Below are 15,823 nucleotides of genomic sequence, written 5' to 3' on the forward strand. Positions count from 1 at the left end.
GATCGGGAATCGGCGCTCTCGTTGACCAGAGTTGCTATGCGGGAGAAGGTTTCGGCTTCCACCATCTCCTGCTCGGTCAACGAGACGCCGTACCTCCTCTCGGGCGCCGCGGCAAAGCTGACCAGGGCCCCGGTATCCCGTTGCCGAGACCACCAGCCTTACCGATCGAAAGAGTCTCACTGACCGAAAGAGTCGGTGTCGAAGCGGTTTCGGTGCTCGATGACGTCGGACATGTTCTGTTCGGCCCAATTCTTCATCCCGTACACCACAGGCAGCAGACTGGCGCCGAGCGGAGTCAACCGATACTCCACGTGCTGGGGAAACGCTGAGAGCACCTGACGATCGATGATGCCGTCCCGCTCCAGGGTGCGCAGGGTCGCGGTGAGCATCTTCTGGCTCACGCCTGCGATGACTCGACGCAACTCGCTGTGTCGGTGAGCGCCGTCGGACAGCGCGCAGAGCACGAGAGAGACCCATTTGTTGGACAACGTGTCGAGAAGTTGGTGCGCCGGGCACTGTTCCAGGTACACGCTGTACTGCTTCTTTGCCTGTTCACGGTACTGATCCGCCGTCATGGTCATGGTTTCTCGCGTCCTTCGGTGTTGTCGAATTCCGTTCCGGAACCGATATGTCCGGCACCTCGAGGTTCCCTGGGCACTCGAAAGTGCCGTATTGAAACCGAACCCCGAGTCGAGCAAGTTCTTGTGGTGCGAGCTTATCGCGTCACGATTCGTACGTCAGGAGAGCAACAATGACCAAGTTTCTGCATGTGAACGCATCCGCGCGGCCGGGCTCCCAATCATTGGCCATCGCCGAAACCTTTCTGGGTGCTCTCGCCGAGCGTGACCCGGCAGTCGAGGTCGACACGTGGCACCTGTTCGCCGATACGCTCCCCGAGTTCGGCTCTGTCGCAGCCGAAGCCAAGATGGCAGTGTTCGGGGGCCAGGAACAGACACCGGAACAGGTCGAGGCATGGGATGCCGCGCGCGCCGTCTTCGACCGGTTCGCGGCAGCCGACGCGTACGTCTTCAACGTTCCGATGTGGAACGCAGGCGTTCCGTACGTGCTCAAGCAGTGGATCGACATCGTCACACAGCCGGGTTGGGCGTTCGGATTCGACCCGGCCGCAGGCTACTCGGGACTCGTCACCGGCAAACGAGCTTTCGTCACGTACACCAGCGGCGTGTACGCCCCCGGTGTTCCGATCGAGTTCGGAGCGGACTTCGCCACCACTTTCTTCGACGACTGGCTACGGTTCGTCGGAATCACCGACGTGTCGGTTCTGCGATTCGCCCCGACCGTCCTCACCGCTACACCGGAAGAAGACTTCGCTCAGCACAAGGACCTGGCGCGCAAGGCAGCGGCAGATTTCTGACCCGATTCGAGAAAAGATCACCGCGGAACTCTCGGTGTTGCCCACTCATCGGTTCCCTCTCGCCGCGATCGCCGCGACGCACGAGGCGAGAGTATTCGGAAAGGTCGTCGTGGAATTGCCGGAGGTGGACCGCTCGTGATGACCGAGAAGACGACGTCACCACCGCGAGCCGCCGTCGGCATCGGGCTGATCGTCGTGCTGGCATGCGGCGCCGTCAGTGCGTTGATGCAGCTGTACCTGGTCATTCCGATGTCGCCTCGGCTCCGTGAGCGATACGGCATGTCCGACGCCACCACCGCGTGGATGCTGGCCACCTTCGGGCTCGCATTCGGGCTCGGGAATCTGTTCTTCGGGCCGTACTCGGACCGACGCGATCGCCGGTCCGTGATGGCTGTGGGCCTCGTCGGTGCGGCAGGTGCCGCGCTCACCGCGGGACACGCGGGCTCGGCGCTGGTGCTGTTCCTGGCCAGGGGAGTGGGCGGATTCTTCACCGCGGCGTTCGCGGCTGTCGCGCTTGCCTACCTCGGCGAGGTGCTGGAGCCGCGCCTGCGCCCGATCGGTCTCGCGATCGTCTCCGGCTGCTTCCTCCTCGCCGGGATAGCAGGACAGGGGCTCGGGCTCGCGGGGGTACGCAGCGTCGGAATCGGTGTGGTGTTCACCGCATCCGCCGTGCCGTTGGTCGTCGTCGCCGTGCTGGTGCTTCGCCTGCCTCGGGCGAGGAACACCGTCGCTGCGCGCTCGTCGGCCGAGCAACTGCGTTCTGCGGCACGGCTTGTCCGAATTCCGGCGATATCGGCGTCGTACCTGGCGGCGGTGACGCTGCTGTTGGCTTTCGTCGGCCTGTACTCGGGCATCAGCATTTCGAGTGAACAGGTGCTCGGTACCGGGGATCTACTCGATCTCTACCTTCTGCGCTTGGTCGGCATCCCCGGCATTCTGCTGGGCATCTTCGGGGGACCGTTGATCCGACGGTGGGGATCGGCGCGAGTAGGACTGCTCGCGCTGGCCACCGCGAGCGCAGGCGTCGCGCTCGTGGCGACAGCGACCTCCGTCCTCACCGTCGCGGTGTGGTCGGCAGTGTTCATGATCGGCCTCGGGCTGGCCGTGCCGTCCGTCGTCGCGACCGTCAGTGCTGCCGCCGACTCGGACCGCGGCGTCGCCATGGCCGGGTACGGGTTTCTGATCGGCATCGGCGCCTGCACCGCACCGCTGCTGGCAGCCGCCCTCGCACCCGCAGGATTCCCGGTACTGTGCCTGACGCTTGCTGCCGTACTGGCCGCTGCCGCCGCCGTGTTCGGTTACCGCACGCGCGCGGGATGAACTGTCATGACACCTGCAATCCAAGACGGTCGTACCAGATGTGGGCTTCGACACCCTCGGCGCGCGTGCGGACCTCGGGCCAGGAGGGGGCCTGCGACCGCACCCGATAGTCTGATGCACTGTGCGCGTACTCGTCATAGGTTCCGGTGCTCGTGAGCACGCCCTCCTCCTTGCGTTGAGCAAGGACCCGAACGTCAGCGCGCTGCTGGTCGCGCCGGGCAACGCAGGCACGGCACAGCTCGCCGAGCAGCATGCCGTCGACGTGGCCTCGGGTGAGGCCGTCACCGACCTCGCTCGCACGGTGCACGCCGACCTGGTCGTCATCGGACCCGAGGTTCCGCTCGTGCTCGGTGTCGCCGACACACTCCGCGCCGCAGGCATCGCGACGTTCGGTCCCTCCGCTGCCGCCGCCCGCATCGAGGGTTCCAAGGCATTCGCCAAGGACGTCATGGCAGCCGCCGGTGTGCGCACCGCACACAGCGAGATCGTGGACTCGCCGGCCAGGCTCGACGAAGCACTCGATCGTTTCGGCCCGAACTGGGTCGTCAAGGACGACGGGCTCGCAGCGGGCAAGGGCGTAGTGGTCACCACCGATCGTCTCGTCGCGCGCGACCATGCGGCCGAACTCCTCGAAACCGGGCACCCGGTGCTGCTCGAATCGTTCCTCGACGGACCCGAGGTGTCGCTGTTCTGCCTCGTCGACGGCACGACCGTCGTGCCGCTGCTGCCCGCGCAGGACCACAAGCGTGTCGGCGACGGCGACACCGGACCGAACACCGGCGGCATGGGTGCCTACACCCCGTTGCCGTGGCTCCCCGCCGACGTGGTGCAGCAGATCGTCTCCGACGTCGTCGAGCCCGTCGCGGCCGAGATGGTCGCGCGCGGCTGCCCGTTCTCGGGTCTGCTGTACGCGGGGTTGGCCATCGGCGCCGACGGGCCCGCGGTCGTCGAATTCAACTGTCGCTTCGGTGATCCCGAGACGCAGGCCGTGCTGTCGTTGCTCGATTCGCCGATCGGGGAGGCGCTGAACGCGGTCGCCACCGGAACACTCGGATCGTTGGCGCCGCTGCAGTGGAAGGACGGCGCCGCAGTGACCGTCGTTCTCGCCGCCGAGAACTACCCGGGTCGTCCGCGCACCGGCGACGCGATCACCGGTGCCGACGCCGACGGCGTTCTGCACGCAGGTACCGCGGTGAAGGACGGCGCCGTCGTATCGGCGGGCGGACGCGTACTCAGCGTCGTCGGCACCGGAGCGGATCTCGCGGCGGCTCGCTCGGATGCCTACGCGAAAATCGACGCAATCAGGCTGCCGGGCAGTCACTTCCGCACCGACATCGGTCTTGCCGCGCTCGAGGGCCGCATTTCACTCTGAGTGGTGCCGTCGACTCCGGTGCGGCCCGTTCCTGCTGCAGGCCACCTGTCGTCGGATACAGCCACTTCCGCGCCGGATAACCTCGGAGAGTGGTCACACAGCCGAGCAGGGCAGCATCCAAGAGATCCGAGATCGAGCCGTTTCACGTGATGGACGTGTTCAAAGCCGCTGCCGTGCGGACCCGGACGCACGGTGACGTGCTCTCGCTCGCGGCAGGGCAGCCGTCGACGTCGGCGCCGATCCCCGTACTGCAGGCGACACGGGATGCACTCGACGCGCACCTGCTCGGATACACCGAGACCCTCGGAATCCTCCCGCTGCGAGAAGCCATCGCGGCGTACCACGCACACGAGGCCGCGGTGCCGGTCCATGCGGACGACGTCGTCGTCACCACCGGCTCGTCCGGCGCGTTCACGCTGCTGTTTCTAGCAGCCTTCGACGTCGGCGACACCGTCGTCATGGCTCGACCCGGCTACCCGGCGTACCGGAACACCCTGACCGCACTGGGGTGCCGCGTCGTCGAACTCGATTGCGGAGCCGAGTCTCGATTCCAGCCGACGGTGGCGATGCTCGACGCTCTCCCCGAGGCCCCGAAAGGCCTGATCGTCGCCAGCCCCGCCAACCCGACCGGCACCATCATCGACGCCGCCGAGCTCGCCGCCATCGCGCGCTGGTGCGAGTCGCACGGCACGCTGCTGATCTCCGACGAGATCTACCACGGCATCTCCTACGGCGACGTGCGCACGTCGAGCGCGTGGGAGACCTCGCGTGAATCGGTGGTGATCGGGTCGGTGTCGAAATACTTCTCGATGACGGGCTGGCGACTCGGCTGGATGCTGCTGCCGGCATATCTGCACCGCGCCGTCGAACGCCTGGCGTCGAACATGACCGTGTGCCCGCCCGCGATCTCGCAGGTAGCGGCGATCGCAGCATTCACCGCAGAATCGCGCGCCGAGCTGGACGGCCATGTGCGTCGCTACGGCGTCAACCGCCGGATCCTGCTCGACGGGTTGGCCGATCTGGGCGTCACCGATCTGGCACCCGCCGACGGCGCGTTCTATGCGTACGCCGACATCGGGCACCTGACGCAGGACTCACGGGCGTGGTGCGAGCAGGTCCTGGCGACCACCGGTGTCGCCCTTGCTCCCGGCGTCGACTTCGACACCGTCCACGGCCATCACACCGTGCGCTTCTCCTTCGCCGGTGCGACCGCCGACATGCACGCGGCCCTCGAGCGCCTTGCGCCGGAGTTGAAGCGCTGACTCACATGCGCGCCAACACCTCGCGCACATCGGTCTCGGACACGTCGCGGTGCGTCACGAAACGCACCTTGCCGACGACGGAGACCGCCGCAACTCCGAGACGAGCCAACTCCTCGACCCCGAGAGGGCCGTCGGCGAGGACGATGTTGGTCTCCGGCTCCGCCACGGTCCAGCCGCGCTCGCGCAAGCCGTCCGCCAGCAGACGTGCGGTGGCGTGATCGCTTGCCAGCGAGTCGACATTGTCGAGTGCGAGCAGGCCGGCCGCGGCCAGCACCCCGCCCTGCCGGACGCCGCCGCCGAGCATCTTGCGCACACGCCTGGCCTCGGTGATGCGATCGGAATCCGAGACCAGAACCGATCCGACGGGTGCGCCGAGGCCTTTGCTCAGGCAGACCGAGACGGTATCTGCGCCGCGGGTGAGCTCGCCCGGCGCGACGCCGAGTGATGCTGCCGCATTCCACACCCGGGCGCCGTCGAGATGGACGAGCAGCCCCTTCTCCCGCGCGGCACCGAGCAGTTCGTTCCACTCGGCGACGCCGAACACGGTTCCGCCGGCGAAGTTGTGCGTGTTCTCCAGACACAGCAGCGTCGTGTTCAACGTGAAGTACGGGCCGGGGGCTCCGGCCGCGTCGCGGATCGCCGTTGCCGACGGTCGTCCGGGGCCGCCGTCGTGGGGGAGCGGCCGCGGCATTCCCTGCGCGAGCCACGCCGCCGTCCCGAGTTCCGAGCCGAGGACGTGCGCATGATCGGGTGCGAGAAACGCGTCACCGCGCCGAAGATGAAGCATCAACGCGATCACGTTCGACATCGATCCACTGGGCACCCACAGCGCCGCGTCGTACCCCAACATCGACGCGACACGTTCCTCGAGCGCGGCCATGGTCGGGTCCCGATCGAGCACGTCGTCGCCGACTTCTGCGTCGGCCATGGCAGCTCGCATGGCAGCGTCCGGGCGGGTGACGGTGTCCGAGCGGAGGTCGATGGTTCGAAGTTGCATGATCTTCACGATTCCACACCGTGAATGCCGCGTTTCAGTCGAACGCGACAGCGCGGACTGGCACGATGACTCGAATGTCCGCAGTACCCGCCGGAACGCCGCACAGGGTGTCGGGTGCGACTCCGAAGGGAGTGCGCCGCCGACACGCGTTGTCGTGTGCCGCTGCGGACCTACTCGTCGAAGGTGGGTTCGACGCGGTCCGGCACCGCGCCGTCGCCACGAGAGCAGGGCTGCCGCTGGCGTCGACGACGTACTACTTCCAGTCCCTCGCCGACCTGATCGCGTGTGCGGTCGAAGTGCTCGGACACCGTGAACTCGAAGTGATGCGTGGCCGGATCGGCGAACTGGGCAACCTGGACTGCGGTGTCGAATCGACCGTGGAACTCATCGTCGATCTCCTCATCGGTCCCGAGGACGGTGCCGAGGAGGGACGCGAGCGGTTGATCGCGCGGTACGAGCGATTCATCGCATCCGCCCGGCACCCCGAACTCCGCGAGGTCCAGTTGCGGCTGCGGGCACAGATCGACGATCTGCTGACCGACGTACTGCGACGGTCCGGCCGCGTCGTCCGCGAACAGCAGCTGCGACGCCTCGTGGCGGTCGTCGACGGTGCCGTCGTCGGCGCGCTGGGTGAGGTCGACCCCGAACCGCGGGCCATGGCACGCAGCATGCTCCTCGAGGTCATCGACGTGGTCGCGCCTGCGGGCCAGTGACGAGCCATCGGTAGACTGGGCCTCCGTGACCATTCCGAATGTCCTCGCCACCCGTTACGCAAGTCCAGAACTGGTGGCCCTGTGGTCTCCGGAACACAAGATCGTTCTCGAACGGCAGTTGTGGATCGCCGTTCTCAAAGCGCAGTCCTCGTTGGGCGTCGACGTGCCCTCGGCCGCGATCGCCGACTACGAACGCGTCGTCGACCAGGTCGATCTGGCGTCCATCGCAGACCGTGAGCGCGTCACCCGTCACGACGTCAAAGCGCGCATCGAAGAGTTCAATGCGCTCGCGGGCCACGAGCACATCCACAAGGGCCTGACGAGTCGCGACCTCACCGAGAACGTCGAGCAGCTGCAGATACTTCGCTCACTCGAACACGTGCACTCGCACGGTGTCGCAGTCGCGGCGCGGCTGGCCGAGCGTGCAGCCGAGTACTCCTCCATCGTCATGGCAGGACGCAGCCACAACGTAGCCGCGCAGGCCACCACGCTCGGCAAGCGATTCGCCTCTGCCGCAGACGAGCTGCTCATCGCACTGACGCGCGTACAGGAACTCATCGCGCGGTACCCACTGCGCGGCATCAAGGGCCCGATGGGAACCTCGCAGGACATGCTCGACCTGTTCGGCGGTGATGCGTCGAAGCTGACCGCGCTCGAACGTCTCGTCGCCGACCACCTCGGGTTCCGTCACGTGCTCACCAGCGTCGGCCAGGTTTACCCGCGCTCGCTCGACCACGACGTGCTGTCCGCGCTGGTTCAGGTCGGAGCGGGACCGTCGTCGTTCGCGCACACCGTCCGTCTGATGGCGGGCCACGAGCTCGTCACCGAGGGATTCCAGCCGGGTCAGGTCGGATCGTCGGCCATGCCGCACAAGATGAACACCCGCTCCTGCGAACGTGTCAACGGACTGCAGGTCGTGCTGCGCGGCTACGCGTCGATGGGCGCGGAACTCGCGGGCGCGCAGTGGAACGAGGGCGACGTCTTCTGCTCGGTCGTGCGGCGCGTTGCGTTGCCTGATGCGTTCTTCGCCATCGACGGCATGATCGAGACGTTCCTGACCGTGCTCGCCGAGTTCGGTGCGTACCCGGCCGTCATCGCCAAGGAACTGGAGCGGTACCTGCCGTTCCTGGCGACGACGAAGGTTCTGATGGCGTCGGTCCGTGCAGGCGTCGGGCGCGAGACCGCACACGAGGCGATCAAGGAACACGCCGTCGCCGTCGCACTCGCGATGCGGGAGAAGGGCCAGGAGCCCGACCTGCTCGATCGTCTCGCCGCCGACGACCGGATTCCGCTCGACCGCGCCGGGCTCGACGCCGCGTTGGCCGACAAGTCGGTGTTCATCGGTTCCGCCGAATCTCAGGTCGCGTCCGTCGTCGCCGAGGTCGAGACATTGCTCAGTCAGTTCCCCGCCGGAGCGAAGTACACCCCGTCGCCGATTCTGTAAGTCCGGCTACGGGCGTGAGCGCAGCAGATCCGGAAGGTCGGCGACCGAGGCGATCACATGATTGGGCTGGAGACCGAACTCCTGTTTCGCCCGACGATCGAGGGTGTCCTGCTGGAACTTTCCGGTCCGCACCAACACACCCGTCATCCCGACGACCTGGGCAGCGAGCACGTCGTTGTCCAGGTCGTCGCCGACCATGACGACATCCACCGGGTCGACGCCCATGCGTTCGGCGGCCGTCTGAAAACCCAACGGCGCAGGCTTCCCGACGGCTTTGGCCCTGTGCCCCGATGCTTTCTCCATGCCGGCCAGGTACATGCCGGTGTCGATTCGGAGACCGGCGCCGGTGGTCCACATGAGACTGCGATGCATCGCAACGACGGGGATCCCGCGGCACAGCCAGTCGTAGACACGGCTGAGGCGTTCGTGGGTGAACTCCGGGCCGGCCCCGCCGACGACGACGACGTCCGGATCGCCTGCATCCTCGTCGACGAACTCGATGCCGGGCATGTCGACGGTGATGTCACCGTTGTTCACGATCACCGTGCGGGCACCGGGATACGTCTCGCGGAGATGGTCCGCGGTGAGTGATGCCGCAGTGACGATCTCGTCGGCGTGCACGGGCATTCCGACATTCGTGAGCGCCTCGGCGATCTGCGCTCGGGTCTTCGACGTGGTGTTGGTGAGGAACGCGCGCGCGATGTCCTTGCTGTCGAGGTAGTCGAGCGTCTCCGCGGCTCCTGGCACGGGCTTCCACGACGTGACCAGAACGCCGTCGATGTCGAACAGAACCCCGCCTAGCATTCCCATGGCAGAACTCTAGTCGCGGCTCACCGTCGCCGCAGTTTCAGTCGTCCTAGACTCGATCGATATGAATCCGTACACGATCTTCGCCGAAATCATTGCCGGGAACGCCGAATCGAGCATGGTGTACGAGGACGCGTCAGTGGTTGCGTTCATGGACATTCGGCCGTTCACGCAGGGGCATGTCCTCGTCGTTCCGAGGCTTCGGGCGCGCAGTCTCGCCGAACTCGATCCGGAGACGGGCGCGCAGATTTTCGTCGTCGGGCAGAAGGTGGCGGCCGCGCTGCGGGCGAGTGATCCGCGCGTGGCCGGAGTGAATTTCTTCCTGGCCGACGGTGAGGTCGCGGGGCAGGAGATCTTCCATGTGCATCTGCACGTGATCCCTCGAACGACAGGGGACGGGTTCGGGTTGCGGGGTCGCCCGACGTCGCCGCCGCGGTCGGAATTGGACCGGCAGGCTTTCCTCATTGCGGGCATTCTGAAGTGAGGGCGATTTTCGTCCTCTCGGCGCGATTCGTTACCGCCCGTCGTCCGACGTGAGCGCCGAACACAGTGTGGGGCAGGGCATAGCATGACCGACGTGAACTCCCCTGTAACCGAGTCGAAGCCTGAACTTCTCCCCATCGCCGATGCGTCGCGCACCTGGCAATGGCTCCGCGGCGAGTTGGGCACACGCAGAGGTGCGACGGCACTGACGGTGCTGACGGCAGTGGTCAGCGGCGCAATGGCGCTGGTGCCCATCTACGTGCTCGGCAGTCTTGTCGACCGAGTGATGGACGGTGCGCCGGTCTCGACGATCGTCTGGGTGATCGCCGCGATCGCATCGGCGGCAGTCGTCGGTTCGATCTTCACCGGTCTGTCCACGGTACTGATCTCACGTCTCGGCGAGACCGTCCTCGCGGATCTGCGGGAGGCGACCGTACGGCGTGCGCTGCTTTTGCCGACGGCCAAGCTGGAGAAGGTCGGCAAGGGTGATCTGCTCTCGCGCGTCGGTGACGACGTCGAGGTCATCTCGAAGGCAGTGAGCGACGTGGTGCCGCAGATCGTGTCGGCGTTGATACTCGTCGTGCTCAGTCTGTTCGCGATGGCGGGGCTCGACTGGCGTCTCGGACTTACGGGACTGGCGGCGTTACCGCTGTACGTCGTCGCATTGCGGTGGTATCTGCCGCGCTCCGCGCCGCTCTACGCCGAACAGCGAGTGGCAATGGGCGAACGTGCCGAATCCCTGATCAGCAGTCTGCACGGCTCGCGCACGGTGCGGGCCTACCGTCTCGAATCCCGCCATGTCGGCGAGATCGATGCAGCATCCGCCCGCGCGCGTGACCTCGGCCTGACGGTGTTCAGGCTCTTCACCAGGTTCGTCGGCCGTGAGAATCGTGCCGAGTTCTTCGGTCTTGCACTGATTCTGGCCGTCGGATTCGTCCTGGTGCGAAACGATGCCGTCACCGTCGGGGCGACGACGGCTGCAGCTCTGCTGTTCCATCGGTTGTTCAACCCGCTCGGGGCAATTCTGTTCACCTTCGACGAGGTGCAGTCCGCAGGCGCCTCCCTCGCCAGGTTGGTCGGCGTGGTGACGATGCCCGGTGATGCGTCGAAAAGGGCTGTGCCGGTGAGTTCGACGGGGCACGCTCTCGTCGTGCACGGCGTCGGCCACAGCTACGACGGCCTCACTCCAGTGCTGCAGGACATCGATCTGCACATCGATGCCGGCCATACCGTCGCACTCGTCGGTTCTACCGGAGCAGGGAAGTCGACACTGGCCGCCATTGCAGCGGGTTCGATCCGGCCCGCCGCCGGACGAGTATCCGTCGGTGAACACGCTTTGTCCGAGCTCGACGAGACGAGCCTGCGCCGTCACATCGCGATCGTGACTCAGGAAGTGCACGTCTTCGCCGGAACTCTTCTCGACGACGTTCGGCTGGCGAGGCCGGACTCCACGGTGGACGAAACACTGGCCGCATTGAGCGTCGTCGGCGCCGAGAGCTGGGTGTCACTGCTTCCGGAGGGTATCGACACCGTCATCGGTGAGGGCGGAACGACGCTCACCGCGGCCCAGAGTCAGCAACTGGCACTGGCCCGACTCGTGCTCGCCGACCCGCCCGTCGTCATCCTGGACGAGGCGACGGCCGAGGCAGGCAGCGCGGGCGCGCGGGATCTGGAACGGTCTGCGCGTGCTGCGATGGATGGACGTACGGCACTCGTCGTCGCGCACCGCCTCACCCAGGCGGCGTCGGCAGACCGAATCGTGGTCCTGGAGCACGGTCGGATCCTCGAAGACGGAACACATCTCGAACTGATCGCTTCTGGTGGACGGTATGCAGAACTATGGAACGCGTGGCAGGGACGCCACGTATCCACAGCCCCGCAGTAGCCAACCCCCTCCCGCGCAGTAGCCCCCGCAGAGCAAATAGTGCATCGATCCATTGGAGGAAGAAGTGTTCGGGAAGTCCCATCCGAAACGCACCGGCAGCGTGCTCATCCGACGTGCGCTGAGGCGGAACTCCCGAACCCTTGCCGCGGGCACCGTGCTGAACGGCTTCTATCAGGTCGCCGAGACGATGGTTCCGGTCATGATCGGTGTTGTCGTCGACCGGGCAGTGTCCACGGGCAGCGTGAACTCGTTGTTGTTGACACTGCTTTCTCTCGCGGGCGTCTTCGTCGTCATCACCGTCGGGTGGCGGCACGGAGCGCGGCTCATCGAGGCATCCGTTCTCCAGGAAGCGCACCTGCTTCGGGTGGAAACGGTGGCGAAGGTGCTTCATCCGGGTGGGATCAGAACCGATCTCAGGTCCGGTGAGGTCCTCACCGTCTCCACCTCCGATGCCGATCAGGCCGCGGTGTCTCTCGAAATAGTGCCCTGGGTCGCCGGTGCGCTCGTCGCCACCACGACGGCGGCAATTTCCCTTCTCGTCATCGACGTTCCACTCGGTCTCGCAGTCCTCGTCGGTACTCCCGTCATTCTCGCGGTCCTTCAGACGACCGGTCCGCTGATCGCGCGCAAAGTCGAAGCGGCACAGGCGTCCACTGCGCGGGCATCGGGCATGGCCACCGACCTCGTCAGCGGCATCAGACCACTCCGCGGCATCGGAGCCGAGAACGCAGCGTCCGAGCGTTACCGCGTGGTGAGTCGGAAAGCCCTGTCGGACAGTCTCCGTGTCGCGAAGACGATGGGCCTCTACCAGACCGGATCGACGATGCTCAGCGCGCTGCTCGCCGTCGCCGTAGCGGGCGGTGCAGGATGGCTGGCGTTACGCGGCGACATCACCATCGGTGAACTGATCGCGGTGGTCGGGCTGTCGCAGTTCATCATCGAGCCACTGAGCTCCCTTGCACTCGCGCCCAAGACACTCGCGATGGCCCGAGGTTCGGCGGACCGCCTCGCGCTCGTGCTCGACGCCGATGTACTGGTCGGTTCGGGAGAGAGTGCGGTCGCGTCGCTGCCGACCGTGACGCTGCGTGGCATCGGCCATCGGAGTCTTCGAGACTTCGACCTCGAGATCAAGCCCGGCGAACTCGTCGGTGTCGTGTCCTACTCGCCGCAGGACGGCGACGCACTCGTCGAGATCATCTCCGGCCAGTTGTCACCGTCCGACTACGAGGGCGAGTTCTTGCTCGATGGGGTCCCCATCAGCGACATCGATCTGAACAGCGCTCGTTCGGCGGTGTTGGTGGAGCCGCACAGGCACGACTTGTTCGCAGGCACCGTCGGATCGAACGTCACGATCGGAGTAGCGGAGGACCGGGGCGGGCTGGTGGATCGGGCGCTGCGCCATTCGGCGTCGGACGACGTCGTCGCCGCTCATCCCGGCGGCCTCGATCACGCCGTCACCGACCGCGGAGCGAGCCTGTCCGGGGGACAGCGTCAGCGACTGGCGTTGGCGCGCGCGTTGGCCGCCGAGCCTCCGGTTCTGGTGTTGCACGATCCGACGACAGCCGTCGACGCCGTCACCGAACATGCAATCGCACAGGGAATTGCGGACCTCCGACACGGGAGCGGGCGGCATCACACCACCGTGATCGTCACCAGCAGTCCGTCTCTGCTCAGCGTTGTGAATCGCGTCGTCGTTCTCGACCAGGGATCGGTCGTCGCCGAGGGTAAGCACGAGTTCTTCGCTCGAACCGACGAGCGATACCGCGACGCCGTCGTGCGCTGACCGGGTGTGTCAACGTCATAGGGTTACCTGTGTAAGGTGTACCTAATTCGAGCAGCTGCACTGCTCGGACCAGCTTCGATTTCGGGAGTACACGGGTGACGACGGTAGCGAACGGTCCAACTGATGCCACAGCTCTCGACGAGTCTGCGGTCGATCGGTCGGAGAGGTCGGCAGCACCGGGTGGGCTGGCCGAGACGAATGCTCGTCGCACGCTCGGTCTGGTGGTCCTTCTCGGACTGTTGGCCGCGATATTCCTGTTGAGCATCGCTGTCGGGACCAAGTACATACCGCTGGGCGAGGTGTGGAACGGACTGTTCGCCTACGACGATTCCAACAACGCGGTCATCATCCGTGAACTGCGGGTGCCCCGAACGGTTCTGGGTCTGATCGTGGGCATCGCACTCGGTGTCAGCGGCGCTCTGATTCAAGCGATGACCCGAAACCCGCTCGCAGATCCGGGCATTCTCGGCGTGAACGCCGGTGCCGCATTCTTCGTTGCGCTCGCCGTGGGTCTGCTCGGATTCACCGGAATCTGGTCCTACATCTGGTTCGCATTCATCGGTGCAGTTCTGGCCACCGTCGCGGTGTACGTCCTCGGGTCGATGGGGCGAGCAGGTGCCACGCCCATTCGATTGACCTTGGCCGGTATCGCGCTGGCCGCGGTGCTCGGCGGCATCACCTCGGGCATGCTGCTGCTCAATCCTGAAGCATTCGACAAGATGCGATTCTGGGGTGCTGGTTCACTGGCCGGTCGCGGACTCGACATCTCCTTTGCCATCGCGCCATTCGTTATCGCCGGCTTGATTCTTGCGATCGTCATCGCCCGCCCACTCAACGCTATCGCGCTCGGTGACGATCTGGCGCAGTCCCTCGGCGCGAAGGTCAAGCACACGCGCGCTATCGGCGTCGTCGCGGTCACGTTGCTGGCGGGTGCTGCCACTGCCGCGGCAGGCCCGATCGGCTTCGTGGGGCTGATGATTCCGCATATGGTCCGCTGGTTCGTCGGACCGGATCAGCGATGGATTCTGCTGTACACCGTCGCCGCCGCACCGTGCTTGTTGCTGTTGTCCGACATCGTCGGCCGCATCGTGATCAGACCCGGTGAACTGCAAGTGGGTATCGTGACCGCCTTCGTCGGTGCGCCCGTGCTGATTCTGCTGGTCCGCCGTAAGAAAGTGAGTGGCCTGTGAGCGCAGCCTGCGGAGTGAATCGGGAGGGCCTGTGAGCGCAGCCTGCGGAGTGAATCGGGATGAGCTGTGACTCTGTTGGATCCGATGCGGGGTGATTCGAACGAGCGTGATTCGAACGAGCGTGATTCGAACGTGAGCGATTCGGAGGTCGACTTCGGGCGCAAGATTCGCATCCTCCGTCTGGCCGAGGACAGAATCAACGGCCGGATCGATGTTCGGACCGTGGTGGTCTGCACGATTCTCGTGGTGCTCTCGCTGTTCGTGGCGGTGATCGCGCTCGGTACCGGTGACTACTACATTCCGCCGGGCGACGTGCTGAAGGCGGTGTTCTCCGATGCACCGAGGTTCACCGAACTGGTCGTCATGGAGTGGCGCTTCCCGCGTGTTGCGCTCGCGTTGCTGCTCGGTGCCGCGTTGGGGGTCTCGGGTGCGATTTTTCAGTCGCTGACCCGAAACCCGTTGGGCAGCCCGGACATAATCGGCTTCGACACCGGTGCATACACCGGCGCGCTCATCGTGATCCTGACTCTCGGTGGTGGGTACTATCAGACCGGTGCCGGTGCATTGATCGGCGGAATCTGTACTGCCGCAGTGGTGTATCTGCTCGCGTTCAAACGTGGTGTGCAGGGGTTCCGGCTCATCATCGTCGGCATTGCGATCAGTGCCATCCTCGCGTCGGTGAACACATGGCTGATCATCAAGGCCGATCTGGCCGACGCGATGGCTGCGGCGGTGTGGGGCGCGGGCAGTCTCAACGGATTGAGTTGGGCGCAGGTCGGTCCCGTGTTGATCGTCCTCGTCGTCATCACGCCGATGCTTGCCGTCGTCGCCAAGCGGCTTCCGATGTTGGAGATGGGCGACGACGCAGCCAAGGCACTCGGCATCCGCGCCGAGCCGACTCGGTTGATTCTGATGGTGCTCGGCGTCGCGCTGACGGCGTTGGTGACCGCTGCGGCGGGACCGATCTCGTTCATTTCACTCGCGGCACCACAGTTGGTGCGGCGGTTGACCAAGACTGCGGGCGTCGCGTTGATCCCGTCGGCGGTCATGGGTGCGTTCTTGCTCGTGGTGAGCGATTGGGTGGCGCAACGGGTGTTCGCGCCCACCCAATTGCCTGTCGGGGTGGTGACGGTGTCGATCGGTGGCGCATATTTCGTATGGTTGTTGGCAAGGGAAGGTAGAAAGCAGTGAC

The 15,823-nt window shown here is 65.7% G+C and carries 14 protein-coding genes; 11 read left to right on the top strand and 3 right to left on the bottom strand.

From position 1 onward, the window contains the following. Positions 1–176 precede the first annotated feature (176 nt). Positions 177–581, bottom strand: coding sequence for a winged helix-turn-helix transcriptional regulator (locus RY1_RS27645; protein WP_072807252.1), 405 nt, complete (start codon positions 579–581; stop codon positions 177–179). A gap of 170 nt (positions 582–751) precedes the next feature. Between RY1_RS27645 and RY1_RS27650 the strand changes: the two genes are divergently transcribed. The 4 genes from RY1_RS27650 to RY1_RS27665 all read left to right on the top strand — a co-directional run bounded on the left by RY1_RS27650 (position 752) and on the right by RY1_RS27665 (position 5,329). Next, a complete protein-coding gene (locus RY1_RS27650) occupies positions 752–1,375 on the top strand; it encodes an FMN-dependent NADH-azoreductase (protein WP_072807253.1) in 624 nt (207 codons plus the stop codon). 138 nt (positions 1,376–1,513) lie between these two features. Further along, positions 1,514–2,695, top strand: a complete 1,182-nt coding sequence (locus RY1_RS27655; RefSeq protein WP_072807254.1) for an MFS transporter — start codon at positions 1,514–1,516, stop codon at positions 2,693–2,695. Between the two features lie 121 nt (positions 2,696–2,816). Further along, the gene (gene purD, locus RY1_RS27660; RefSeq protein ID WP_072807255.1) at positions 2,817–4,067 is read left to right on the top strand and encodes a phosphoribosylamine--glycine ligase; all 1,251 of its coding nucleotides are present in this window, start codon (positions 2,817–2,819) and stop codon (positions 4,065–4,067) included. A gap of 149 nt (positions 4,068–4,216) precedes the next feature. Then, a complete protein-coding gene (locus RY1_RS27665; RefSeq protein WP_072807271.1) occupies positions 4,217–5,329 on the top strand; it encodes a pyridoxal phosphate-dependent aminotransferase in 1,113 nt (370 codons plus the stop codon). A 1-nt stretch (position 5,330) separates the two neighbouring features. On the opposite strand, the gene RY1_RS27670 is transcribed toward RY1_RS27665, so the two are convergent. After that, a complete protein-coding gene (locus tag RY1_RS27670; RefSeq protein WP_072807270.1) occupies positions 5,331–6,326 on the bottom strand; it encodes a threonine aldolase family protein in 996 nt (331 codons plus the stop codon). A 65-nt stretch (positions 6,327–6,391) separates the two neighbouring features. Here RY1_RS27670 and RY1_RS27675 point away from each other — a divergent pair, with 65 nt between their 5' ends. Together RY1_RS27675 and purB are read left to right on the top strand one after the other, a co-directional pair. Beyond that, positions 6,392–7,039 carry a TetR/AcrR family transcriptional regulator gene (locus tag RY1_RS27675; RefSeq protein WP_072807272.1) on the top strand — a complete coding sequence of 216 codons (648 nt, stop codon included), beginning with the start codon at positions 6,392–6,394 and terminating at the stop codon, positions 7,037–7,039. Between the two features lie 25 nt (positions 7,040–7,064). Continuing rightward, positions 7,065–8,483 carry an adenylosuccinate lyase gene (gene purB, locus RY1_RS27680; RefSeq protein ID WP_072807256.1) on the top strand — a complete coding sequence of 473 codons (1,419 nt, stop codon included), beginning with the start codon at positions 7,065–7,067 and terminating at the stop codon, positions 8,481–8,483. 6 nt (positions 8,484–8,489) lie between these two features. Here purB and RY1_RS27685 read toward each other — a convergent pair whose 3' ends face one another. Further along, complete coding sequence (locus RY1_RS27685) at positions 8,490–9,293, bottom strand: HAD-IIA family hydrolase (RefSeq protein WP_072807257.1); 804 nt, start codon at positions 9,291–9,293, stop codon at positions 8,490–8,492. A 61-nt stretch (positions 9,294–9,354) separates the two neighbouring features. Here RY1_RS27685 and RY1_RS27690 point away from each other — a divergent pair, with 61 nt between their 5' ends. From RY1_RS27690 to RY1_RS27710, 5 genes are all read left to right on the top strand, one after another. Then, the gene (locus RY1_RS27690; RefSeq protein ID WP_072807258.1) at positions 9,355–9,774 is read left to right on the top strand and encodes an HIT family protein; all 420 of its coding nucleotides are present in this window, start codon (positions 9,355–9,357) and stop codon (positions 9,772–9,774) included. Positions 9,775–9,858: 84 nt separating this feature from the next. Next, complete coding sequence (locus RY1_RS27695) at positions 9,859–11,658, top strand: ABC transporter ATP-binding protein (RefSeq protein ID WP_072807259.1); 1,800 nt, start codon at positions 9,859–9,861, stop codon at positions 11,656–11,658. Positions 11,659–11,722: 64 nt separating this feature from the next. Beyond that, entirely contained in the window at positions 11,723–13,441 is a 1,719-nt protein-coding gene (locus tag RY1_RS27700; RefSeq protein ID WP_072807260.1) for an ABC transporter ATP-binding protein, read from the top strand. 95 nt (positions 13,442–13,536) lie between these two features. Beyond that, positions 13,537–14,631, top strand: a complete 1,095-nt coding sequence (locus RY1_RS27705; RefSeq protein ID WP_072807261.1) for a FecCD family ABC transporter permease — start codon at positions 13,537–13,539, stop codon at positions 14,629–14,631. Positions 14,632–14,715: 84 nt separating this feature from the next. Further along, on the top strand, positions 14,716–15,822 hold the full coding sequence (locus RY1_RS27710; RefSeq protein ID WP_084727938.1) for a FecCD family ABC transporter permease: 1,107 nt from the start codon (positions 14,716–14,718) through the stop codon (positions 15,820–15,822). Position 15,823: the final 1 nt, after the last annotated feature.

The organism is Rhodococcus yunnanensis NBRC 103083, from assembly GCF_001895005.1.
Taxonomy (GTDB): domain Bacteria; phylum Actinomycetota; class Actinomycetes; order Mycobacteriales; family Mycobacteriaceae; genus Rhodococcoides; species Rhodococcoides yunnanense.